Below are 22210 nucleotides of genomic sequence, written 5' to 3' on the forward strand. Positions count from 1 at the left end.
TTGCCCATTGCTGCCGGTAGATTTGTTCAGTTGGACAGGAAACGCTATTTTCAGGAATTGATTTCATTTGTTAACACAAACCGATTGTAAACCATACCCCATGAAAATTGACCTGAGAGGACTCCATGCCGTAGTAGGCGGAGCTACCCGTGGATTAGGACTCGCCACAGCCCGTCAGTTGGCTGCTTCGGGAGCTACCGTCACACTGATGGCTCGAAATGAAACCAAGCTGAAAGCAGCCCTGGATGGGCTACCCAAGCCAGAAGGACAACTACATGACTTCCTGGAAGTGGATTATCGTAATTTTCCCGACTTCCAACAGCGAAGTACGCAATTTTTTGAAGGTAAAAAAGTGGATATTCTGGTTAACAACACCAATGGGCCTACTGCCGGAAACGTGGATCAAAAGTCCACCGAGGAATACCAGGAGGCCTTCGATCTCTTGTTTAAAACGTATCATCACCTAAGCCACTTGTTAGTGGCGGGGATGAAATCCCGCGGATTCGGACGCATTCTCAATGTTTCATCCGTTTCGGTCAAAGAACCCCTGCCCAATTTGGTCTTGTCAAACAGTATCCGGACCGCGGTGGTCAGCTGGGCCAAAACCCTGGCCGATGCTGTGGCCCCTTATGGTGTAACGGTGAACTCCATCCTTACCGGGGCTTTTGAAACGGAACGAATCCGGGAATTGACAGAAAATCAGGCGCAAAACAGTGACAAATCCCTGGAAGAGCTAATGGAAGCCCGCAAAGCAAGCATTCCCGCCCAGCGGTTTGGCAAACCGGAGGAATACGGTTATTTGGTCACTTTTCTGGCATCTACCCAGGCAGCCTATATTACTGGAACAAGTATACCCATTGACGGAGGAGCTATCAAAGGCTTATGAATTTTCCTTGGCAATGAACTTTATCACCGTATTTTCCACTGGTTCCAGGCTTTGCAGGTAGTCGAAAATGGCTGCGAGATCGGTGGTGGTCATACCGGCATACATGGCCCAGGGCATAATGGTTTGCATTTCTCCCGGGTTTAGTTTTCGGATATGTTCCGGATTTTCATACATTTTAAATCGCTCTATAAACTGTGCTTTGCTCCAGTTTTTTAGCCCGGTTTCATGAGGAGTAAGGTTGGCCGAAGTCAATACACTGCCATCCGGGAACAAAAACGTCCTTCCCCCAGCAAGCGGTTTGCCTGTATAAGATCCGTTTTCGAATTGGGTATGGCAGTCAGCGCAGGCCGAGGCCGTAACCAGGTATTTTCCGTAGGCAACGGCATCGCTCGCTGGGGGACGTTTGGTTAATCCGGCTTTTACGGGCATGGTCCGCATGATCAAGTTTACTGGAAAATCCGGTTTAGAGGCTTCAATTTTCGTGGATTTTGGCTCCAATGAACGGATGTAGGCAATGACCGACTCAATATCTTCTGCATCTATCTTACCATAATTAGGGTAGGGCATGACTGGAAAAATGGGGTTTCCGTCTTTTTTTACCCCGGTAGTAATCAAGCGAAATAATTCTCCGTCGCTGTATTCTCCGATGCCTGCCGGAGTAATATTGGGTGAGACAAAAACTCCCGGAAAACCCATGCTGTGATCAAAACGCTCTCCTCCGGCGGCCTCTGTGCCAGGAATTGGGGGCGCACTAAACAAGCTGAAGTCCCTTTGGGAGTGACAATCGATACAAAGCATGACGTGGTTGGCTAGGTATTTTCCGCGGGCTATTTTTTCAGGGCTGCTCGCTACCTCGTAATTTTCTGGTGGCGGTCCCACATTCGGCAGGGCAATAGTAATGTACAGCACGCCTGCGATGATCAACAGGACCAGAAAGGATACCAGTAAGGTCAGGATTTTTAAAAATTTGGACATGGCTGATTGGGTTTATAGATACTAGCAAAATCCAATAATTTATTATTGTGATTTATTTTGTACCAGGTTTTATTTATTTCATACTATAATTACTTAAATAGGTTTTAGGAATATATTTAAAATATTAATACTGTGTATCCGATTTTATTACCTATAAAAAATGGATATTGAATATAAATAAAAAATTTTATTTCAAAAAGAATTTGCCAGTTTTTAACTGATTTTGCAAATACCCAATCATTTCTGAAATGCTGTTAAAATGGCGGTGGTTTTGAGAAAAAGTAGCCCTTATCGCAAAGGGGTTTTCGGTGAGGTAAATGGCGTCAGGCAAGCTAAGTTCGGGATTTTTGCGAAGGGCATTTTTTAGCCAGCCGACCAAAAGCTCCGGGCCTTCTATTTGGCAGGGAAGTGGCGTCGTATTTCGGATAATCTTACCCGAAGCGGCATCTACCCGCCATTTTTGCCCGGGCACCAACCGTTGGATGCCCCCGCTAATCATCAGGTCCTCCGGACTACCTGTCAGCAGTGGTTGCCGGGCATCCATCAGCCAGAGTTTATCGGCCGTTTCCAATGCTACCTCCAGATCATGGGTTACTACCAAAATGGCTTTGGAAGCTTTTCGGGCCAGGTCGCGCAGCAGGTACATGATCTCAAACCGATTGCTGAGATCCAGATGTGCTGTAGGCTCGTCCAACACCATAATGGGGCTGTCCTGTGCCAGGGCTCGGGCAATGAGTGCCGTTTGGCGCTGACCATCGCTCAGAGCAGATACGGTTTTATGTGCCAGATGGCTGATGGAAGTAAGCGCCATTACTTCGTTTATTTTGGCCTGATCCACCGGGCTCAGCTGCCCCCACCAGCCGGTATGGGGAATCCTCCCCAGGGCGACCAAATCCCGGACAGTAAGCAGACCGGTTGGGATTTTTTCTGTCAGGACTACGGCCACTCTTTTTGCCCGCTCTTTTTCGGAAAGGTGGGAAGCGGGGGCATTGCCCAGCCAGACTTCTCCTTTTAACGGAGGATGCTGGTGCATGATGGCTTTGAGCAAGGTGGACTTGCCGACCCCATTAGGTCCCATCAGACAGGTGAGTTCCTTTCTGAAAAGAGAAAAACTGACACCAGAGGCGACCCGCTGGGTTTCGGTTCCCGAGCGATAGCCCAGTTCCAAATCGCTTGCCCGAACAAATCCCTCGTTGTTTTCTGGCTTGTTTTCAGGATTTTTCATTGCCACAACCTTAAAATTCTTCACTAAAACTTCGTTTCATGATCATCCATATGATCAGAGGAGCCCCAAAGGCAGTGGTGACGGCATTGATGGGCAGGCTGGTAGCCATACCCGGCAACTGGCTAATGGTATCGCATGCCAGGAGGATCAAAACGCCAACTCCGGCAGTGGCCGGGAACAGTACGGAATGGCTTTGGGTACGGAATAGCAGTCTGGCCAGATGAGGAACAGCAATTCCTATAAAGGCGATAGGACCGCAGAACGCCGTGATACTTCCGGTAAGGATCCCGGTACTGAGGATCATGGTCCACCTCAACTTTTGGAAATTGATGCCCATGCTCACCGCATACGTTTCACCCAGAAGCATGGCGTTGTAGGATTTGATGGCGACCAGGGCAGGAATAAGTCCCAACACCACGGCACCTGCCAAATACCCCAAATCATTCCATCCGGTATTGCCCAAATTCCCCATGGACCAAATTGTAAATAGTTTCAACTCCTCTGCGGCGCTAAAATAGGCCAGTAATGTAATCACAGAGGAAGTGGCACTTCCAAACATCAGGCCCACGATCAACAGTGTCATGCTATCCTTTACCTTCCAGGCAGCCAGACCCATCAGTACCAATACGCCCATAGCGCCCGCACTGGCGCCAGCCACCAATGACCAGCTATTGCCCGGATTATCCAGGATCTGCCAGCCAAAAGCGGTTCCTGCCATGGTGAGCAAAGCCACCCCTAAACCGGCACCCGAACTAATGCCCAGTACATAGGGTCCGGCCAGTGGGTTTCGAAAAAAGGTTTGCATCTGCAGACCACTCAGGGAAAGCCCGATCCCTGCCAGGAGGACCGTCAGTGATTTGGGTAAGCGGTATTCCATCCAGATTATTTCCCAACTGCTATGAGGAAAAGAATTTCCTACGATACGCCCGAGTAGAGATTTAAGCGGTATGTGAACACTACCCAGACTTAGGTTCACTAGCCAAAGAATGCCACATAGGAGCAGCACAATTACCAGCCGTTGGGTTTGGAACTTATTCATCCAGCTTTTGAAAATAGTGAAAATCATGTTCCCGGGCTTTTTCCGGATACATGATTTTGATCATATCCCGTAAAACCCAATCCGGTCGCAAATATCCTTCTTCAAAGTACATCAGTCCACCGGTTTCCCCCTGTTTAAGCGTGTAGGTATAAACATTTTTTGTCTGGAATGCCTGGAAATTTCTGTATTTTGGGTTCTGTTCGCCCATTTGGCTGAGGGAACGATGGTCCGCTGCGCCAATCCACAACCTGGCTTCCCGGGCTTTCTCCAGCACGTATTCGTAATTCAACGACAAACTTCCGGTACCTTCCTGCTGCTTGAATACATAATTCCCCCCGGCATCCCCAATCAGCCGGGCTACCCAACTATCCTTTCCAGGTGCGTACCAGATATCTTTGTACAAGGTTCCGGAGAGTACGGTAGGTCGTTTTTCTAGTGGGATGGCAGTAGTAATCTTACTGGAATTCAGGTAATTGGATTCAATAGCTGAAAATATACTATCCGCGTCTTCCAATTTCCCTAAAAGGGCACCTGTGGCTTTGATCCATTCAGCCTTGCCTAACGGATGGCCCTCTAAAAAATCGTTATTTACGACCACTGGGATTTTTGCTGCATTCAGGCGCTCAGCCAGGTTCAGAACCTCCCCAAATCCGGAAACCATGACCCAATCCGGTTCCGATGCGATGATTCGTTCCAAATCCGGAGAGGGACCGGTTCCCAGTTCCGTTATTTCACCGCTAGCGATTCTTCGTCGTACTGTCGGAGAAGATATCAGGTCCAGGTTGGGAAAAGCCATCAGGCGATCAGCTGCACCCAGGTAGCTTAGGTGCGGTATTTGGGTGGTGGCGGTGAGAATAATTTTTTTGCTCCCCATGGGAATGGTCCCGGTTAATTCGGGAAACGCCTTGTCGGACGACTTTGACGGATCCTGAATTAGAAAGCGGTCGGTTTGCCCCTGTTCAGAATGAATTTCGAGCAGGTACCCGGAAGCTGCCTTGTAAATAGAAAATCCCTGTGCATAAGCCAGGGGGATTTCCTCCATGCTTTTCATCCCATGGGTTTCAGAATGATGTCCTTTAGGATCACAGGAAAAGCAGGCAGACAAGAGCAAGCCAAAGGCCCAAAGTAAGCGAAATCCTGAAGAGGGTAGCAGCATTTTGAATTTATTTTGAATCCAAAGTAAACCAATGTGCCCTCCAAATCCAACTGCTAATTTTTGGCAAAAATTTTTTGAATGCGGATTTTCCCGTATGTTTGTGCCGAATTATGGTTCCCGATCCTGTACCAGGCTCTCGGGATTAATAGGGAATCCGGTGAAAATCCGGAGCTGTCCCCGCAACTGTAACCCATTCCTCTGCACGGATTCCGGCAAGAGGAGTTGTTCATCCTCAGCCATTGTCTTTTTTTAGGGACGAGAAGGCGGAACAACTAAGGGAAGTCAGGAGACCTGCCATTTTTTGTTGTATTCCACGCTTTCGGGAGAAAGGCGGAGAAGAAGGTTTTTATTTGTTATCATTTCTGCTATTCCATGCCAGGCGAAGCCCTTTTGCGGCTTAGGCCGAAACTTGGTTTGTCCGACGGTTTACCTCCTTTCTCTTGCTCTTTCTATCCGGATTCGAAAGAAACCGATTGTTTCATGACGGCAGAAAAAATAGGTGTACCAGTACTTGCAATTTTATTGCTGCTGTTGTCGCGTTGGGGCTTTTCCCAAGAGCTACTTCGGGATACGGTGGAGTTGGATCCCGTAGAGGTGGCTGCAGTACCGATGAGTACCTACGCTTACGGGCAGCGGGTTCGCCGCCTTGATCTTTCCGAGACGGAAGGAACTGCCGGCGGTTCCCTGGGCGACCTTCTCCAGGATCGCACCGGACTTTTTATCCGCTCCTATGGGCCGGGAATGACCGCTTCGCTAAGCATGAGAGGTACCTCTGCCGGACACAATGCCTTGTTTTGGAATGGCCTGCCGGTCAATAGCCCTTCGCTGGGGCAGTCGGATTATTCCATTTTCCCCATTGCAGGTATGGATCAGGTAGACATTCACTATGGTAGTGCCGGCGCGCTGTACGGGACGGATGCCATTGGAGGAGCCGTCCATCTCTCCACTTCCTTGCCTGTAAACCAAAAAACAAACACCAGCCTCAGCACCCAATTGGGAAGTTTTGGTAACTGGCGCCAGGAAATAAGTCACCAACAGCGTATTCAATCCATATCTTTTCGAACCAGCCTGTATCGAAACGTGCTAGCGAACCGCTTTCCCTATACGGATTGGGCCAGTCCCGATACACCGGTCCGGTACCAGGACCATGCGAGGGTCAACCAACGGGGCTGGGTACAGGACATCCGTGCCAACCTGGGAAACGCTCAGGTGCTGCAAGCCTCCTTCTGGCTGGGAGAAATACAGCGGGAGATTCAACCCGTCCTGGGCTCATCGGGTAGGGATACCCAAAAAGATGTGAATCTCCGGGCGGTACTGGACTACATCAAAAAAGGTCCGAAAATTACCTGGAATATCAAGACAGGTTTGGTGCGGGACCGCATGGAATTCAATGCAGCGGTAAACCTCACGCTGCAGGCCTTGCTGGCTGCAGAGCTGGACTGGGAACCTTCGGAGCATTGGCAAAGCCGCTCCGGAGTTCGGTACACCCGTATTCAGGGGGATTTATCAACCTATTCCCATTCCGAACAGCGCATGGAGCTGTATCAGGCAACCAATTACAAACCCCTGGATAACCTGGGATTCTCCCTGCAGTTGAGGCAGTTGTTGTACGAAGGACAACCCGTTCCCTTTACCCCAGGATTAGGAGTTTTCTGGACGTTTTTTAAAAATCCGGTCCAGCAATGGGAGTTGACGGGAAATGCCTCCAAAGGGTTTAAGGTGCCCACCTTGAATGACCGGTACTGGGTTCCAGGGGGAAATCCGGATCTTGCCTCCGAGCAAAGCTGGAGCAAGGAACTGGGAGTGGACCAGCTTTTCACCAACAAGCACTTGCAGTTTAGCAATCGGCTTTCCCTGTTTCATATGAGCGTGGATAATTGGATCATCTGGCTTCCGGAGGAGTCCTATTGGACACCAAAAAATGTACGGAAGGTAGTGAGCAAGGGGCTGGAGTATTTTATGGAATGGGAGCTGAAGCAAGGGGCATGGGATTTGGGTTGGGAGGCGGAATATGCCTGGACCCATACCAGCAATCGCAGTGTGGCAGCAGGAAATGAGGTGGACCTGGGTAAACAACTACCCTACGTTCCCCGCCACAAATTGCAATTACGCTGGAACGTAAAAAAGGACCGGTTTTCCGGATTTGTTTCGGGACAGTACACCGGTGAACGCTTCGTCACCTCCGATAACCGAACCGTGCTGCCCGCCTATTCGCTTTGGGGAGCGGGTATTTCCCATGATTTTGCCTGGAAGGAATGGGTAAGCGGAACGCTTGGGCTGCAGGTAAATAATGTATGGAATACCGAGTACCAGATACTTCGGTTACGGCCTATGCCTGGAAGAAATGTTCAATTTAATATACATCTAGATCTATGAAAAAAGTGAAATTAGTTTGTCACATCCTGTTTATTGCTGTGTTGGTATCCTGTGGAACGGATCCGGTGGAAATGCCCCGCGGTGCCTATGAGGAAGGGGTGCTGGTCATCAATGAAGGGGCTTTTAACGCAAATGATGGGGAGATTTATCATTACGTTACCGAAAGCGGCGAGATGGAATCGTCTATTTTTGAAAAGGCGAATGCTCGCCCCTTTGCCGGGTTGATCCAAAACATGCGGTCCTTCGGAGCCTATCATTACCTCATTGCCAATACCGGCAAGGTGGAAATCGTGCGGGCAGCTGATTTTGTCAGCATGGGTGCGGTAAATGGAGACCTGGTCAACTCCCGGTCCCTGGTGGCTACGGAGGGGAAATTATTTATCAGCGATTGGGGTGCCTATGACGATTCCTGGAATAATCCGGATTCGTTTATTGCGGTGGTTGATGGCCTGGATGGCGGTTCGATTACCAATAAAATCGCTATTTCCTCCCGACCGGAAGGAATGGCTCTGCTCGGAAACCGGATTTTGGTGGCCTGCCAGCAGGAAAAGCTAATTTCGGTTCTAAACCCAGAAAATGAATCCCTGGAAAAGACGGTACCGGTAAGCGGCACCCCGTTTTATTTCTTTGATTATGCCAACCATACCTTCCTGTATGCCAACGATGCCGAAAACGTCTATGTGCACCGACTGGATCCGGTAAGTTTTGAGGTGGAGGAAACGCATACTTTTGGCGTAGCCAACAGCATTTATAATGGCAATTTTGCCCTTACCGATAGCGGCGAACTATTTGTCATTAGCAACCAGGCTGAGGAAGATGTGGTAGTGAAGCTGTCTCTGAGCACCGGAACGGTTTTGGAGGAGCATTTTTATTCGGGAAATAATTTTTACGGGTTGGGATACGATGAGGCAACGCACACCTTGTTTATTGGAGAACATGCCGGCTGGCAGGGAAACGGATCGGTGTTGCGTGTCAATTCAGCGGGAGAGCTGATAGACCAAATGCCTGTAGGAAGAGGTCCCAGTGGCTTTTACTTTCCATGATTTTGAGTGATGATGTGGTAATATGGCTGAGCTTGTCGGGCTTCTGCAGGCTCAGCCTAAAAAGGTATGATTTGTTGATATAGTCGTCACTGCGACAAAATTGCGTAATCGCTCCGGCACCCGCGGCAGTCCGTCGCTGGGCGATTTGCACTACTCGTTTTCTATTCGCTTTTTAGGGATGACTTTCGTTCCCGCTCCGGATCAGATTGCTTCGCTTCGCTCGCCGTAGCGGTTATTGATGATCTGCTCGTTTGGGGATTTGTTAAAAAATGTTAATTTCTTGATTGGGGTCTTGTGTAAATTCTGCGTCTCTCATAAAATTGCCATCACAATTCTTGAAGTTATCTCAAGGTAAATAGGGTCGGATTTTACGTTAATAGTTTAATTCATAATTTCACTTATTTATATGAACACAGTAGGTAATTTTATCAAAATGGGCTTCAACCGGGGCATGGATTGTTTATTTGCATTATTAGTTATTGTTTTTGTATCCCAGCTTCCCTTAAAATCCCCGGCGCAGGATACCGGCGACGGGTCTTCGTTTACCGCAAGTCTCCTCAATATTGAAGCCCCTGTCAATGAAACCTTCCGCTACCAGGCCACACTGAAAAACAGTTCCGCACAGGCCCGGGTATACGAATTAAGCGCAGAGATGCCCGAAGGCTGGCGGGTGGGGTTCAAGGCGAGAGGCAGCCAGGTCACGTCGCTAAACGTGGAGCCCGGGAAAACGGAAAGCCTCACCGTTGAAATACGACCAGCCTACGGGGCAGAACCGTCCAAGTACGCCATACCCCTACAGGCAAGTGCAGCAGATGAAACACTTTCCCTTGAGCTGGAGGCGGTGGTGGAAGGATCCTATGAATTGGAACTTACCACTCCTACAGGGCGCTTGAGTGGTGAAATAACCGAGGGAGAAAAGGCCGAAATACTCCTTCAGGTCAAAAACACAGGTTCGCTGGCCTTGAATGACATCACCTTTTCTTCCCAGAATCCGCGCAATTGGCAGGCCACCTTTTCTCCTTCCGAAATCCAGGTGTTGGATCCCGGAACGAGCGTTGATGTGATCGCGAGCCTGTCCGTTCCCGATAAAACCCTGGCAGGGGATTACGTCAGTAAGTTTACAGCCAAAAACGCCTCCAATACCAGTACCGCTACCTATAGAATGACCGTTAAAACCTCCATGTTGTCGGGCTGGGTGGGGATACTGGTGATCTTGCTGGCGATCGGCTTTGTGTTTTACCTCATCCGAAAATTTGGTAGGAGATAATCAACGTTATGGCTAACCCAATCATAGAGTTGAAGCGCCTGACAAAGACGTATGGCGACTTCAAAGCAGTGAACGAATTGGATCTTACGGTAAACAAGGGGGAGATATTTGGATTACTGGGCCCCAATGGAGCCGGAAAGACGACGACCATCCTAATGATGATGGGGCTGACGGAGCCCAGTTCCGGCACAGCACGTGTATGCGGATTTAATGCCACCAAGGATCCCCTATCCGTCAAGCGGCTTGTAGGGTATATGCCGGATAGTGTCGGCTTTTACGATACGATGACCGCTCTCGAAAACCTGATGTACGTGGGGGAACTGAATGGAATCCCACGCTCCGAAGTGGAGGAGCGGGCCCTGGCCACCCTGGAACTGGTAGGACTGGCCGGAGAGGCCGTCCACAAAAAAACGGGGGCGTATTCCAGGGGAATGAAGCAGCGCCTGGGGCTGGCAGAAGTGCTGATCAAAGATCCGGAAGTCATTATTTTGGATGAACCCACCTTGGGAATCGATCCAAGCGGAGTGAAGGAATTTCTGACGCTTATTTTGCGACTGAGTCGTGATAAGGGACTTACGGTATTGCTTTCCTCCCACCACCTCCATCAGGTGCAGCAGGTTTGTGACCGGGTAGGCATCTTTGTCAACGGAGAACTGCTGGCAGAAGGCACCATCGATACGCTTTCCAACCGGATTTTTGCTGAAAAATCATACGAGGTCCATGTCAGCCTGGAAAAGGTCATCGACCTCCCCTGGAAGGATGAGGCGGAAATGCTCCAACTGGAGGCTGTGCAACAGGTCAGGGTGCAAGAACAGGTGATCGAGGTGATGAGCAGTAAAGATCTGACCCCTGCTATCGTTCGGTTCTTTGTTCACAAAGGTTATGATGTTTCCGGAGTCCAGAAGAAGGAGTATGGATTGGAGGAAATATACGAAAGGTATTTTGAGAAAAATCTAACTTAATAAGAGATCAATGAAAGCAATCAGGGATCTATTTGACAGTCATTCTTCTACAACGACAGAAACCCGCCCCCGTCCCTTCTGGGTGATGGTACGAAAAGAAATTTCGGGTCATATTCGTAGCTGGCGATTTTTGGTGCTACTGCTCCTCATACTTCTAACGTTTTGGGGCAGTATATCGGTGGCCCTAAGTAATATACGGGAGGTGGTGGACAACGTAAAGGACCCGGACCGGTTTTTCCTGTACCTGAAGTTGCTTACCACCACCGAAGGCACGCTGCCACCGTTCCATGTGTTTCTGAATTTTCTGGGCCCCATCGTGGGAATCAGCCTTGGTTTTGATGCGATCAACTCCGAACAGCAAAATGGAACCTTGATCCGCATCATGGCGCAGCCCGTGTACCGGGATAATTTGCTCTTGTCAAAATTTGTCAGTGCGCTGACCTTGGTTGGAAGCTTATTGCTCACACTCTCCTTATTGATGATCGGTGGGGGCATCCTGATCACCGGAGTGCTCATCGAGGCAGAGGAAGTGTTTCGAATCGTTGGTTTTACGATCCTTTGCACGGTGTATGTGGGATTTTGGCTGGGGCTTTCCATTTTATTGTCGATCCTTTTCAAACAGGCTTCCACCTCCGCGTTGACGGCGATCGGGATTTGGCTGTTTTTTACGGTATTCTACCAAATCATCATTGACCTGATTGTTCCGGCCGCCAATGAATTTTCCGAAACGGATGTGATCCGGTACAACCGGCAGGTTTTAAACCTGTTGCGCCTCTCGCCCAGTCAGCTTTTTACCGATGCGACGACCACCTTATTGATGCCTTCGGTAAGGAGCCTGGGGCCGATCACAATGGAACAGATGGCCGGCGCAATCCCCTCACCGCTTCCGTTGCGGGACAGCCTGATGATCGTATGGCCCCAGCTTAGTGGCCTGATCGCTGCTACGACGATGTGTTTTGCAGCTGCGTATTACCTGTTTATGCGAAGGGAAATAAGGGGGTAATTGCGAACGTAGGGATATACAGGACCGTACTTATAACGAGCTATTTCGGGGATTTGTCTGCGGGAAAAAAAAATGCACCTCAGATTACGCAGATTAGCACAGATATATCACAGAAAACAGGATAAATTATGCGATTAAATAGCTTATTCAGTTATTCTAAATCCGAAAAAAATCTGTGAAAATCGGTGCGAATCTGTGGTGAAAAAAGTGGGAACTCAGATAGCACAGATTAACCCAGAAAAAAAGATGAGTACTGGGTGAGGTATGTCGCTTCACCCAGCTATTTCCGGAGTCACAAACAGATTAGACCCTAAAAAAATGCCGTTTATAATGGTATTCTGGCTGCGTTTTTGAAACGTTTTTATTTAGGGCTGGTCCATTGGATCCAGGTATCGGACCGTTTTGGGGATTACAAATCCCCCTTATCTGGACCACGGAATTACAAATTCCGCGGAGCTCCGCTGTTCGACATTTGCAATGTCGAACTCCAGATATCCAGGATTTGCAATCCTGTTTTTGTGACCAAATTTCAATTTTTCAAAACCAATACCCCAACCGGTACACCACATTATTAAAGGTAATTTTGTCTTTGGCGTAATAGCTCCAGTCCTCCGGTCGATTCCGGTCAGGGGAGATTTCCAGGGGATTGGCAGTGGTGAGGTGATATATTTGCCGTTTGTACGACAGGCTAAGGGTCCAGAAGTTGGCCCTTTTCGTTTTTAGCCGCAGCCCTATGCTGCCCTGCCCCATAAAGCCTCCTTCCTGCCATCGGTGTTCGTTCCATTCGGTGACCACCGTGGGCTCCAGCAGGGTGGAGCCGAATCCGAGATCCAAACCCCCATAAAGCTGCCAGGTGTCCTCCGGGTTTAAAACCGCCCGCCACCCCATGGCGATGGGTACCACAGAGAGGCTGCCATATTGGTCCAGTCCGGTTACAAATCCAAAAGCATGTCGCTCCGTAAGTTGAAATCCGTTAAAGGTTTGAAAGGTGAAATTGATTCGTTCGCCAAAATTATCCCTGCCGGTTAGCATACCCATTTCCGAATGATGGGTGTAAGAAAAGGCCTGTCCCCAGCTGTTAGAAGGACAGGCCAAATATAGGGTCGCTGCAAAAATGGTATAAATGACCTTCATCTATCGAAAAGATACATTGATACAGCTTAATTTCTTTAATTTTTCCGGGTCCGAGTAGTCAAACTGACAAACGCCATCCGGGCCAATCACGATCAGGGATTTGGGTCCGGGGATGATGTCTATGGCAGTAAAATCTTTCAGGTGTTCCAAACGGTTATTACTGATCTCCAAGACATCTGCCACGTTAAAACTCTTCAACCCGTGTTCGCCTTCTGCAAGGTACAAATAATCTCCCGAAAGACCTAGTCCATGCGGGTTATCCATGGGATAGGATTTGATCAACTGGGGGTTGTACAGGTCTTTAATGTCCAGCACATGCAATTCGTCGGCCCCCATACGGCAAACCGCGGCACTTCTCAGGGTCACAAATGCGTAATCATCGTTTACAACCACGGGATCACAGGAAGTCACGTGCTCGTAGACAGCCATTTTTTGGGGGTCGGAGGGGTTGCTGGCATCGTAAATGTGCATGCCGGTCATGGAACCTATAAATAATTTTCCTTTAAATGGGAAAATAGTCTCAATGCCCCAACCCAGGTTGATGTTTTTCAGGTATTGCGGGTCGGTGGGTTCTTCTACACTGAATACCCGCAGGTCGTAATCATCCACCGTATACAGGTGTCCTCCGAGTAGGGTAAACCGTGCCATGGAACCACCCTGTCCGTAACTTTGTCCACCGCCACTTTTACTTCCCCCATTGTAAGCTGCCATAGATTCCATGGCCATAAAATCTGATCGGAATGCAGGCCGGCCCCAGCTTGACCACGACATGTTAGGATCGGTGGAGGTAATCAGGGTATCTTTATAGGTGACGATGGTTCCGGTTTCTTCATTGGAATACATATTAGGGAATACGTCTTCTTCCCTTTTGACCATTTCAATGTCCTGTGGATCGGAAATATCGAAGGCGAGTAAGTCTACGTAATTATCGGCATAGAGAATATTATCATTGATTGCCATGTCTCCCGTTCCCGGGATGTTGATAAAATTCAAGTTGCGGGGACTGGCAGGATTAGTATTGTCCAGAATATGGATTCCTTTCCCGGGTTCGGAAATAAATAAATAATCACCAAAAATGTAGATTTTACCGGGATTGTCCAGCGGTTTGGCCGGTTCGATGATAATATCTGCTTCCCGGAAGCTATTTACCTGCAGGAAGACCGGCACCTGCGTTTGGTAGGTGTAGGTGGATTCCAGTTGATCTTCGCAAGAAGGAAAAACCAATACCAGCATGAGCGAAAGCATCAGCTGCATGGTCAGGCGGAATTTTTTTTGTAGATGTGTTTTCATGGCCTATTGGAACGTATTTGAAAAGGTTTTCAGGGGCATCTCTTTTGGATGCTTATTCCTGAGACGCAATGAATTGTAAAAGTGCTACATCGGATCACGTTTTTTTTACTTTTATTTTTAGGTGTCCAGGTTTTTCTCCATGACCCGTTCAAATCCCTCTAAAAAATCGATGTATTTTTTGACAATATTTTCTGTCAGTGAACCCAAATAATCACCGGGATACAGGGGATTGTACTTAATCCTGCAAATAATCATGTCCAGCCATCCCTGTCCATCGTCAATCAAATCCGCATGAAATGCCTCTACGGTAGCATCCCGTGATCCGGAAAAGGGTGGTTTTCCCTGATTTCTGAAATAGGCAGCGATGGTTTCCAAGGCAGCGTCATGGGCTTTCTCGAAGGACTTGACTATTTCAGCCCGAATCCTGTCATCCATTCCATGGCTTTTGCCTTCCTGAACCACATCTCTTAAATCATTGAGCCGATCTACAAATTCGGCATAACAATTTTCGCAATCCAATTCCATTTTTCTCATAAGCACTACCTTTTAAAGGGCTACTCTAATGTACCAATTTACCATTGAAATCGGAATTTTTAGGTTGTTATTTTTTTATTCGGTCGGGGTTTTCAGAAAGAAAGGACTTCCAGCCCCCGCTTCTTCCGCGGGTTTGTACCCGTCCTTCGTGGAAATGATGGCACAGCGCGACGGCCAGAGCATCCGTGGCATCCAGCAATTGGGGCAGTTCCTGTAGGTTCAACAGGGTTTTCAGCATTTCTGCTACTTGTACCTTGGAGGCGTTTCCATTGCCGGTAACCGATTGTTTTACCTTCTTTGGCGCGTATTCCGTAATAGCTATTTCTTTGGCCAGTGCCGCCGCCATGGCCACGCCCTGAGCCCTACCCAGTTTAAGCATGGATTGCACGTTTTGTCCGTAAAAGGGGGCTTCGAGTGCCATGGCATCCGGGGAAAACTCCTCCAGAATGCCGCTGATTTTGTCAAATATTTTTTTCAGTTTCAAGGCAGGGTCACTGTATTTTTTTAAATGGATAACGCCAAACTGCAACACCGAATAGCTATTGCCCTGAACCAAAATAAGCCCGTATCCCATGACGGTGGTACCCGGGTCGATGCCCAAAATTATTTTTTCCTTCTGCTGAATTTTTGCTTCTTTACCCATCGTTGCAATTTACCACAATTCCCTTAAAGCAGCACATGGTTTCACTGTTCGGTACGCTATGCTTTTCCATTATGGCGGTTTACCTCCTGGGCTTGCTCTTTTTAGCGCGTTGTTGGAAAAAGCTTCCTGAGCTCCGCACAAGCCCTACCAATGTCATTCCGGATTGTACGGTGCTGATTCCCTTTCGAAATGAAGAAGGAAACCTGGAGATCTTGCTACCAAATCTTCAAAGGCACCTGCCCAATCAGCTTCCGGTTATTTTCATTGACGATCACAGCGAAGATAGGGGAGGATTGTTGTTGAAAACGTTTATAAAAAAAGAGGGATTGCCGCATTGGAGGTGCGTGAAAAGTGACGGGATTGGAAAAAAGGCTGCCTTGCAAACTGGGATTAATTGTAGCAGCACCGGTTTGATTCTTACTACGGATGCCGACGTGCAAATAAAAAGTGGATGGGTTCGGGAAATGACGGCTGCATTCGCCATGCCGGAGGTTCAATTGGTGGCCGGTCCGGTCCTTTCATCATCCGCCTCGGGAATCTTTGCCCGGTTTCAACGGGTTGAATGGGCAAGTATCGGGTTGCTTACCGGGGTCAGCTATTACCTGGGCAACCCGCTAATGTGTAGTGGTGCCAACCTGGCTTTTCGCAGATCCGGCTTTCAAGCCGTTTCCGGATATCGGGGCAATGAGCATTTGTTGACTGGGGATGATGAATTTCTGATGAAGAAAATCGTCCGCCAATACGGTCCAGAGGCAGTAAAATATAATGCCAGCCCTGATTGCCTGGTACGAACCAATCCTTTGCCTGATGGGTGGGCCTGGATGGAGCAACGTAGCCGGTGGGCGAGCAAGTGGAATGCCCATAAGGAGGTTGGGCATGCGATGGCGGCGGCCGCGTTGGTACTGCTGAGCCTGTGTCAGGTTTTTTCAATGCTGATCGCATTTATTTCATTTTCTTTTATCGGCTGGACCGTATTATTTGGTGTCCTGAAATTTCTTACCGAATGGGCCGTGTTGGGCAGGGTATTGCGGCAATTTGGAGTCTCCGGAAGCAATGGGGATTATTTTCTGGCAGGTTGGATTTTTCCGTTGATGGTTCTGATTACCTTTCCCCGGGCGATCTCAGGAAAATATACCTGGAAAGGAAGGAAAAACTAATCAATCCCTTATTTTTGTCATTCCATTTAACCGACGGGCTGACATGACCGATGATGAATTTGACTTGCTGGATGAGTTGTATTTTCTGCAATCTTACGAATACCTAAAAAATAATCTGGGTTGGGAAGATGAGCGACTGCTTTTTACCCTGGAATCGCTACTGAAAAAGGAATGGATAAAATGTTATTCAGGACCCGAACAGGAGATTTTCGGCTCCCCTTCGCTGACTACCAAAGGTAAAGAACTGTATTACCTGGCCAGTAAGCAAGGGCTTTTGAATCACAATACCCTCTGACATGACCACTGAGACATTAAAATACCAACGAAAAGAACTGGAATTAAAGGCCCTATTGGAAATTACCCAGGCCATCAATGAGAATAAAACCGAAAAGGTATTGCTGAATATTTTTAAGTTCACCTGCCTGGTGCACCTCAATATCAAAGCCCTACTCTTATACGTGTTTAATGAAAAGGAGCAATTTTTTGAGCGGCGTATATCCCATCAGGTCAAAGGTAAATTGCCGGACCATATACATAAAGTCGATGTTCAGGAAAATAAGGATCTGGGAAAGCTCAGTTTGAGCCTCTCCCAGGAATATTCTTTTGCAGAGGTCAATATCTATGTCCCTGTGTATCACAAGGAAAAAATGCTGGCCATCTTATTTCTAGATACCAAAGACAAGGAAAAGGACCTGGATCTGGATTTCACCCAGGCCCTGGCCAATATTTTGGTAGTAGCCCTGGAAAACAAGCGCTTTGCCAGGAAACAATTGGAGCAGGAGCGTCTGCGGAAGGAAATGGAAATTGCCAGTAATGTGCAGCGCATGCTCCTTCCTTCGAGTCTTCCCAGTCATGCCAAACTAAAAGCAAAAGTTACCTATTTCCCCCACAGTACCGTGGGAGGGGATTATTACGATTTAATCCAGCCCAATGATAATGAGGTTTATTTTTGTGTGGCGGATGTATCCGGAAAGGGAATGCCTGCCTCCCTGCTGATGTCCAATTTTCAAGCTGCATTAAGAACCTTATTAAGGAGTGGTTCCGACTTGCGAACCATCGTGGAACAATTAAATACGACCACCTTTGAAAATACCAAGGGAGAACGTTTCATTACCTTCTTTCTGGGACACTACCGGTATTCCGACCGAACCCTCCGTTATATCAATGCCGGGCACAACCCTCCGGTTTTGTGTACCGAACAGGATAGGGTGGTGGAGGAGTTGGAGGCCGGAACCACCATCTTAGGGGCTTTTGAGTCACTTCCCTTTTTGGAAGAGGGTCAGCGGGACAATCTGGATGCTTTCGTGTTGCACCTCTACACGGACGGGCTTACGGAAACCCTGAACCCTTCAGAGGAGGAATTTGGGGAAGAACGGTTTTTGGGCTTTATCGGGTCCCATGAAGGGATCAGCCCGGAGGAATTTCACGCCGACTTTTTCTCCGCGCTGGATGCTTTTTCTGCTGGTGTTTCCAGAAGAGATGACCTTACCCTTTTAAGCCTGCAATTCAATGGACATGAGGCCTTTTAAAATCCCGGACATTGCACAGACGGTATTCAGCGATTACACCTGGCATAAAAACAGGAGTCAGAAAACGGTTTTTCTGACCTTTGATGACGGTCCGGTGGCGGGAGTTACTGATTTTGTTCTGGAAGAATTGGAAAAGCACGGGATGAAAGCTACCTTCTTTATGGTAGGGGAAAACGTTCGCAAGGCGGCTTCGCTGGCCCGGAGGGTGGTAAGGGGCGGTCATGGCATAGGAAACCACACCTTTCATCACTTAAATGGCATGGAGACAGATAGCGAGGGCTATTTGCGGGACGTTGGGTATTGTAAGGAAATCATACGTGAAACCACCGGGGTACATACACGGATATTCAGACCTCCCTACGGGCGAATCCGTTGCCAGCAAAAGCGAAAACTTAAGACGGCCTACGAAATTGTTTTGTGGGACCTTATTTCCTGGGATTTTTTACCGGGCATGTCCCCCGAAAAATCCTTGAAGAAATTAAAGGAAAATACCCACAATGGTTCGATCATCCTTTTTCACGATCAGCAAAAATCCGGTCAGTTTCTAAGAAACATGCTGCCTCGCTACCTGGATCATTTGGCTGGTTCCGGATTTACCACTCAGCCTCTTTAATATGGTAGGTCCCGCTGCAGTACTTATATTGTTTTTGGTGATGTGGCAATACCTGATTCTTTGGTACCGGATTCGTTGGAATTTTAAAACGTACCGCTCTCCTTCAGCCCATCTGCCTGCCATATGCATTTTACTCCCCTGTCGCAATGAAGCAAAAAACCTCCCTGCCTGCTTAGGATCTTTAGAACAGCTCCGGTATCCGGAGCATAAAGTAAGGTTTCTGGTAGCAGACGACCACAGTGAAGATGAAACGGGTAACATTTTGGCTTCCTGGGCCAAGCTTGGAAAAAACAGGCAGTTGATTCCATTGGACAAACGGCCAGGACTTGGGGAAAACGGCAAGGCCCTTGCCCTGGCAGCCATGGCTACCCGGGTGCAGGAGGGAGAGTTGATGATGTTTACCGATGCTGACTGTCAGGTACCGGCTGCTTGGGCGGAAACCATGGCCAAAGCCTATCAGGACCACTATGGAGCAGTCACTGGAATTACCACCATTTCAGGAAAAGGAATAGTTGCCCGGATGCAGGCCCTTGATTGGTGGCTTACCCTTGGAAAGGTGAAAGTGGTATCCGACTGGAATTTCACCCTTACTGCCATGGGAAACAACATGTGTGTAGGTAAGAATCCCTACGAGAAGGTAGGGGGATTTTATGGAGTGAAGAAGGAAGTAACGGAGGACCTGGCACTGGCCAGAGCGCTGTTTCGCGAGGGTATGCGTCCTATTCACCTGGTGGATAGGGAAGTGCTGGTGAAGACCTTGCCCGAACCAGGTTTCGGTCAATTGATGCAACAGCGGAAACGCTGGATGCGGGGAGCTTTTTTATTACCCTGGTACTGGCAACTGCTTTTAGGGCTTCAAGTGGGGTTTTATTTGGCCCTGGTACCTGCATTGTACCTGCTTCCCTTTTGGGCTGGGATGGCTTGGGCCGGAAAAATACTGGCTCAGTCCCTATTTATTGGTACATTTGCAGCAAAAACGGAAACTAAAACGAAGCCAGGAGAATTAATAGGTTTTGAAATCTATAACTGGATCGTAAGCTGGTCCACCGTATTATATTATTTTTGGCCCGGTGCCATCGAATGGAAAAAACGCAGGTATAAATGACACTGATTGAAACGCACGCCCACTTGTACAGCAAAAAATTTGATTCTGACCGAAAGGAAGTCATTCAAAGGGCCATGGAAGCTGGCATTGCTAAATTTTTTATGCCGAATATCGACCTGGAGTCCATTCCGGGAATGCTGGAAATTGAAAGGGATTTTCCGGGCGTTTGCTATTCCATGCTGGGATTGCATCCTTGTGATGTGGGGCCGGATTTTGAGGAGCAACTTTCCCAAATGGAGAAATGGTGGGAAAAGCACTCGTTTTGTGCGGTAGGGGAGACGGGGATCGACCTTTATTGGGACAAAACCTATTTTGAGCAGCAACAGGAATCCTTGCGCAGACACATTCGCTGGGCAAAACAAAAAAGCCTTCCCCTGGTTTTACATTGCCGATCCTCTTTGGATGAAACCATCGCGCTGCTGGAATCCGAGCATGAGGAAGGGTTGACGGGCATCTTCCATTGCTTTTCGGGCAATCTTTCACAAGCCAGGCAAGTCCTTGAAATGGGGTTTTACCTGGGCATTGGCGGCACGCTTACTTATAAGAATAGTGGCCTGGGGGAAGTGGTAGCAGCGGTAGGCATGGACCATCTGGTATTGGAAACGGATAGTCCCTACCTGGCCCCTGTGCCTTATAGAGGCAAGCGAAATTCACCGGAATACATTCCTTATATTGCCGACAAGATGGCTGCGTTTGTCCAAACCTCCGTGGAGGAAGTGGCCATAAAAACCAGCAATAACGCTATGACAGTTTTCAAACAGCCTTTCGATGAATTATAAAATTGTCCGCTTAAACACAGCAGCCAAGACGGATATCGAATATGCGGTACTGATAATCTACACCGGGGGCACCCTGGGGATGGCCTATGATGAACAAGGGGCGTTGGTTCCCTTTAATTTTGGGAAAATTCTGGAAAAAATCCCCAATCTGAACAGCCTGAATATCAGTATTACGGTAATCTCATTTCCAGAGCCCATTGATTCCTCCAATATCAACCTGCAGCATTGGGTGGATATGGCCTACATTATTTATGAAAATTACGATACCTATGACGGCTTCGTGGTTTTGCACGGTACGGATACCATGGCTTACAGTGCTTCCATGCTCAGTTACATGTTGGCAGGGCTTAACAAACCGGTAATCTTCACCGGTGCACAACTGCCCATCAGTGCCATGCGTTCGGATGCCAGGGAAAACCTGATGACTGCCCTGGAAATAGCGATATCCAAGGCCAATGGCAAACCGGTCGTTCCGGAGGTATGTATTTTCTTCAATCACATGTTACTGCGTGGCAACCGGGCGAAAAAAGTCCAGAGCGTGCATTTTGATGCCTTTGAGTCTGAAAATTATCCTGCGCTGGCGGAATCCGGGATTGTTATTGACTACAATTATGCCTCCATACGTCCCTATGAGGAAGGCAAGAAATTGAAATACCTGAACCGTCTGGACAATAACGTGATGGTGCTCAAGCTTTTTCCTGGTATTACTAAAAACGTAGTGCAACATTGTCTTCAAATGAAAGGATTGAAGGGTATTGTGCTGGAGACCTATGGATCTGGAAACAGTCCCAGCGAGGATTGGTTTATTCAATCCATGGAGGAGGCGGTCGACAAGGGCTTATTGATTTTTAATGTTTCCCAGTGTAATGGAGGAAGGGTGATTCAAGGCAGGTACCAGACCAGCAAAGATCTCAAACGGGTCGGCGTTTTGAGTGGAGGGGACATGACTACGGAGGCAGCGATTACAAAAATGATGTTTATTTTGGCCAATGAGAGCGATGAAACCGAAATCAAACGAAAAATGATGACCCCGCTTGCCGGAGAGATGTCCGTATTAAGTCATTGATCCGGTTGGAATCAATGGTTTGATCGTCAAACCCATAGCGTTTATAACCAAAAAAATCCGTTTAGTGGGTAAATTTTTTTACATAATAAAAGAAGGTATTTATTTGCATGGGCTGAATTTTCTAATTTTATTTGTTCCTGCATGAAATTAGAATTTCCGCAATAGAGAGGTGTCCGAGCGGTCGAAGGAGCACGCCTGGAAAGCGTGTATACCCCTAAAGGGTATCGAGGGTTCGAATCCCTTCCTCTCTGCATAAAATAGCTGCTTAAGCGCAGTTTTTTCAGTTCATTGATACCTTCGGTAGCATTTTGCATATGTAAACAACAGCTATGCTTCTTTTGGGAAGTTGTAATGGGTGTAATCTGTTTTTCAGGTGCCCGTTTCATTAAAATAGCTTGACATTCCGTTCTTTCAGGTATTAACTGAAA

Annotated in this window: 21 protein-coding genes, 1 tRNA gene and 1 riboswitch; of the genes, 14 read left to right on the top strand and 8 right to left on the bottom strand. The window is 48.0% G+C overall.

Going from position 1 to position 22210, the window contains the following annotated elements; genetic code table 11:
* The first annotated feature begins 100 nt into the window (after positions 1 to 100).
* A complete protein-coding gene (locus tag GJS45_RS19820) occupies positions 101 to 886 on the top strand; it encodes an SDR family oxidoreductase (RefSeq protein ID WP_162343606.1) in 786 nt (261 codons plus the stop codon).
* Here the strand turns inward: GJS45_RS19820 and GJS45_RS19825 are convergent.
* The 4 genes from GJS45_RS19825 to GJS45_RS19840 all read right to left on the bottom strand — a co-directional run bounded on the left by GJS45_RS19825 (position 881) and on the right by GJS45_RS19840 (position 5281).
* A complete protein-coding gene (locus GJS45_RS19825) occupies positions 881 to 1861 on the bottom strand; it encodes a c-type cytochrome (protein ID WP_162343607.1) in 981 nt (326 codons plus the stop codon). The genes GJS45_RS19820 and GJS45_RS19825 overlap by 6 nt on opposite strands.
* A gap of 187 nt (positions 1862 to 2048) precedes the next feature.
* Positions 2049 to 3086 carry an ABC transporter ATP-binding protein gene (locus tag GJS45_RS19830; RefSeq protein WP_162343608.1) on the bottom strand — a complete coding sequence of 346 codons (1038 nt, stop codon included), beginning with the start codon at positions 3084 to 3086 and terminating at the stop codon, positions 2049 to 2051.
* A gap of 10 nt (positions 3087 to 3096) precedes the next feature.
* Positions 3097 to 4125 (bottom strand): iron ABC transporter permease, encoded by a 1029-nt coding sequence (locus tag GJS45_RS19835; protein WP_162343609.1) that lies wholly within the window; start codon positions 4123 to 4125, stop codon positions 3097 to 3099.
* The gene (locus GJS45_RS19840) at positions 4118 to 5281 is read right to left on the bottom strand and encodes an ABC transporter substrate-binding protein (RefSeq protein WP_235954885.1); all 1164 of its coding nucleotides are present in this window, start codon (positions 5279 to 5281) and stop codon (positions 4118 to 4120) included. The genes GJS45_RS19835 and GJS45_RS19840 overlap by 8 nt, the downstream gene beginning before the upstream one ends.
* 94 nt (positions 5282 to 5375) lie before the next feature.
* A riboswitch (cobalamin riboswitch) is annotated at positions 5376 to 5594 on the top strand.
* A 167-nt stretch (positions 5595 to 5761) separates the two neighbouring features.
* On the opposite strand from GJS45_RS19840, the gene GJS45_RS19845 reads away from it, so the two are divergent.
* The 5 genes from GJS45_RS19845 (at position 5762) to GJS45_RS19865 (ending at position 11932) form a co-directional block, all read left to right on the top strand.
* Positions 5762 to 7657, top strand: a complete 1896-nt coding sequence (locus tag GJS45_RS19845; protein WP_162343610.1) for a TonB-dependent receptor — start codon at positions 5762 to 5764, stop codon at positions 7655 to 7657.
* Complete coding sequence (locus GJS45_RS19850; protein WP_162343611.1) at positions 7654 to 8700, top strand: YncE family protein; 1047 nt, start codon at positions 7654 to 7656, stop codon at positions 8698 to 8700. The genes GJS45_RS19845 and GJS45_RS19850 overlap by 4 nt, the downstream gene beginning before the upstream one ends.
* 406 nt (positions 8701 to 9106) lie before the next feature.
* Entirely contained in the window at positions 9107 to 9967 is an 861-nt protein-coding gene (locus GJS45_RS19855) for a COG1470 family protein (protein WP_235954886.1), read from the top strand.
* 8 nt (positions 9968 to 9975) lie between these two features.
* On the top strand, positions 9976 to 10929 hold the full coding sequence (locus GJS45_RS19860; RefSeq protein ID WP_162343612.1) for an ABC transporter ATP-binding protein: 954 nt from the start codon (positions 9976 to 9978) through the stop codon (positions 10927 to 10929).
* Between the two features lie 10 nt (positions 10930 to 10939).
* The gene (locus GJS45_RS19865; RefSeq protein WP_162343613.1) at positions 10940 to 11932 is read left to right on the top strand and encodes an ABC transporter permease; all 993 of its coding nucleotides are present in this window, start codon (positions 10940 to 10942) and stop codon (positions 11930 to 11932) included.
* Positions 11933 to 12469: 537 nt separating this feature from the next.
* Here the strand turns inward: GJS45_RS19865 and GJS45_RS19870 are convergent.
* The 4 genes from GJS45_RS19870 to ruvC form a co-directional block, all read right to left on the bottom strand.
* Complete coding sequence (locus GJS45_RS19870) at positions 12470 to 13066, bottom strand: hypothetical protein (RefSeq protein WP_162343614.1); 597 nt, start codon at positions 13064 to 13066, stop codon at positions 12470 to 12472.
* Entirely contained in the window at positions 13067 to 14356 is a 1290-nt protein-coding gene (locus GJS45_RS19875; RefSeq protein ID WP_162343615.1) for an LVIVD repeat-containing protein, read from the bottom strand.
* Positions 14357 to 14473: 117 nt separating this feature from the next.
* Positions 14474 to 14890, bottom strand: coding sequence for a nucleotidyltransferase substrate binding protein (locus GJS45_RS19880; RefSeq protein ID WP_162343616.1), 417 nt, complete (start codon positions 14888 to 14890; stop codon positions 14474 to 14476).
* A 67-nt stretch (positions 14891 to 14957) separates the two neighbouring features.
* Positions 14958 to 15533, bottom strand: a complete 576-nt coding sequence (gene ruvC / locus GJS45_RS19885; RefSeq protein WP_162343617.1) for a crossover junction endodeoxyribonuclease RuvC — start codon at positions 15531 to 15533, stop codon at positions 14958 to 14960.
* A gap of 35 nt (positions 15534 to 15568) precedes the next feature.
* Here ruvC and GJS45_RS19890 point away from each other — a divergent pair, with 35 nt between their 5' ends.
* From GJS45_RS19890 to GJS45_RS19925, 8 genes are all read left to right on the top strand, one after another.
* Complete coding sequence (locus GJS45_RS19890; RefSeq protein ID WP_162343618.1) at positions 15569 to 16690, top strand: glycosyltransferase; 1122 nt, start codon at positions 15569 to 15571, stop codon at positions 16688 to 16690.
* 43 nt (positions 16691 to 16733) lie between these two features.
* Positions 16734 to 16985 (top strand): hypothetical protein, encoded by a 252-nt coding sequence (locus tag GJS45_RS19895; protein WP_162343619.1) that lies wholly within the window; start codon positions 16734 to 16736, stop codon positions 16983 to 16985.
* Between the two features lies 1 nt (position 16986).
* On the top strand, positions 16987 to 18219 hold the full coding sequence (locus GJS45_RS19900) for a PP2C family protein-serine/threonine phosphatase (protein ID WP_162343620.1): 1233 nt from the start codon (positions 16987 to 16989) through the stop codon (positions 18217 to 18219).
* Entirely contained in the window at positions 18206 to 18832 is a 627-nt protein-coding gene (locus tag GJS45_RS19905; RefSeq protein WP_162343621.1) for a polysaccharide deacetylase family protein, read from the top strand. Before GJS45_RS19900 ends, GJS45_RS19905 begins: the two co-directional genes overlap by 14 nt.
* A gap of 1 nt (position 18833) precedes the next feature.
* The gene (locus GJS45_RS19910; RefSeq protein WP_162343622.1) at positions 18834 to 19937 is read left to right on the top strand and encodes a glycosyltransferase; all 1104 of its coding nucleotides are present in this window, start codon (positions 18834 to 18836) and stop codon (positions 19935 to 19937) included.
* Complete coding sequence (locus GJS45_RS19915) at positions 19934 to 20716, top strand: TatD family hydrolase (RefSeq protein ID WP_162343623.1); 783 nt, start codon at positions 19934 to 19936, stop codon at positions 20714 to 20716. The genes GJS45_RS19910 and GJS45_RS19915 overlap by 4 nt, the downstream gene beginning before the upstream one ends.
* Complete coding sequence (locus GJS45_RS19920) at positions 20706 to 21782, top strand: asparaginase (protein WP_162343624.1); 1077 nt, start codon at positions 20706 to 20708, stop codon at positions 21780 to 21782. The genes GJS45_RS19915 and GJS45_RS19920 overlap by 11 nt, the downstream gene beginning before the upstream one ends.
* Before the next feature lie 163 nt (positions 21783 to 21945).
* Positions 21946 to 22033: transfer RNA gene (locus GJS45_RS19925), tRNA-Ser, on the top strand.
* The last annotated feature ends 177 nt before the right edge of the window (positions 22034 to 22210 follow it).

Origin of the sequence: Cyclobacterium salsum (assembly GCF_010119245.1) — a bacterium.
GTDB lineage: Bacteria > Bacteroidota > Bacteroidia > Cytophagales > Cyclobacteriaceae > Cyclobacterium > Cyclobacterium salsum.

Coding starts and splice junctions, on each gene's coding strand:
- GJS45_RS19820 (WP_162343606.1), top strand. CDS start 101: ATGAAAATTGACCTGAGAGGACTCCATGCCGTAGTAGGCGGAGCTACC.
- GJS45_RS19825 (WP_162343607.1), bottom strand. CDS start 1,861: ATGTCCAAATTTTTAAAAATCCTGACCTTACTGGTATCCTTTCTGGTC.
- GJS45_RS19830 (WP_162343608.1), bottom strand. CDS start 3,086: ATGAAAAATCCTGAAAACAAGCCAGAAAACAACGAGGGATTTGTTCGG.
- GJS45_RS19835 (WP_162343609.1), bottom strand. CDS start 4,125: ATGAATAAGTTCCAAACCCAACGGCTGGTAATTGTGCTGCTCCTATGT.
- GJS45_RS19840 (WP_235954885.1), bottom strand. CDS start 5,281: ATGCTGCTACCCTCTTCAGGATTTCGCTTACTTTGGGCCTTTGGCTTG.
- GJS45_RS19845 (WP_162343610.1), top strand. CDS start 5,762: ATGACGGCAGAAAAAATAGGTGTACCAGTACTTGCAATTTTATTGCTG.
- GJS45_RS19850 (WP_162343611.1), top strand. CDS start 7,654: ATGAAAAAAGTGAAATTAGTTTGTCACATCCTGTTTATTGCTGTGTTG.
- GJS45_RS19855 (WP_235954886.1), top strand. CDS start 9,107: ATGAACACAGTAGGTAATTTTATCAAAATGGGCTTCAACCGGGGCATG.
- GJS45_RS19860 (WP_162343612.1), top strand. CDS start 9,976: ATGGCTAACCCAATCATAGAGTTGAAGCGCCTGACAAAGACGTATGGC.
- GJS45_RS19865 (WP_162343613.1), top strand. CDS start 10,940: ATGAAAGCAATCAGGGATCTATTTGACAGTCATTCTTCTACAACGACA.
- GJS45_RS19870 (WP_162343614.1), bottom strand. CDS start 13,066: ATGAAGGTCATTTATACCATTTTTGCAGCGACCCTATATTTGGCCTGT.
- GJS45_RS19875 (WP_162343615.1), bottom strand. CDS start 14,356: ATGAAAACACATCTACAAAAAAAATTCCGCCTGACCATGCAGCTGATG.
- GJS45_RS19880 (WP_162343616.1), bottom strand. CDS start 14,890: ATGAGAAAAATGGAATTGGATTGCGAAAATTGTTATGCCGAATTTGTA.
- ruvC (WP_162343617.1), bottom strand. CDS start 15,533: ATGGGTAAAGAAGCAAAAATTCAGCAGAAGGAAAAAATAATTTTGGGC.
- GJS45_RS19890 (WP_162343618.1), top strand. CDS start 15,569: ATGGTTTCACTGTTCGGTACGCTATGCTTTTCCATTATGGCGGTTTAC.
- GJS45_RS19895 (WP_162343619.1), top strand. CDS start 16,734: ATGACCGATGATGAATTTGACTTGCTGGATGAGTTGTATTTTCTGCAA.
- GJS45_RS19900 (WP_162343620.1), top strand. CDS start 16,987: ATGACCACTGAGACATTAAAATACCAACGAAAAGAACTGGAATTAAAG.
- GJS45_RS19905 (WP_162343621.1), top strand. CDS start 18,206: ATGAGGCCTTTTAAAATCCCGGACATTGCACAGACGGTATTCAGCGAT.
- GJS45_RS19910 (WP_162343622.1), top strand. CDS start 18,834: ATGGTAGGTCCCGCTGCAGTACTTATATTGTTTTTGGTGATGTGGCAA.
- GJS45_RS19915 (WP_162343623.1), top strand. CDS start 19,934: ATGACACTGATTGAAACGCACGCCCACTTGTACAGCAAAAAATTTGAT.
- GJS45_RS19920 (WP_162343624.1), top strand. CDS start 20,706: ATGAATTATAAAATTGTCCGCTTAAACACAGCAGCCAAGACGGATATC.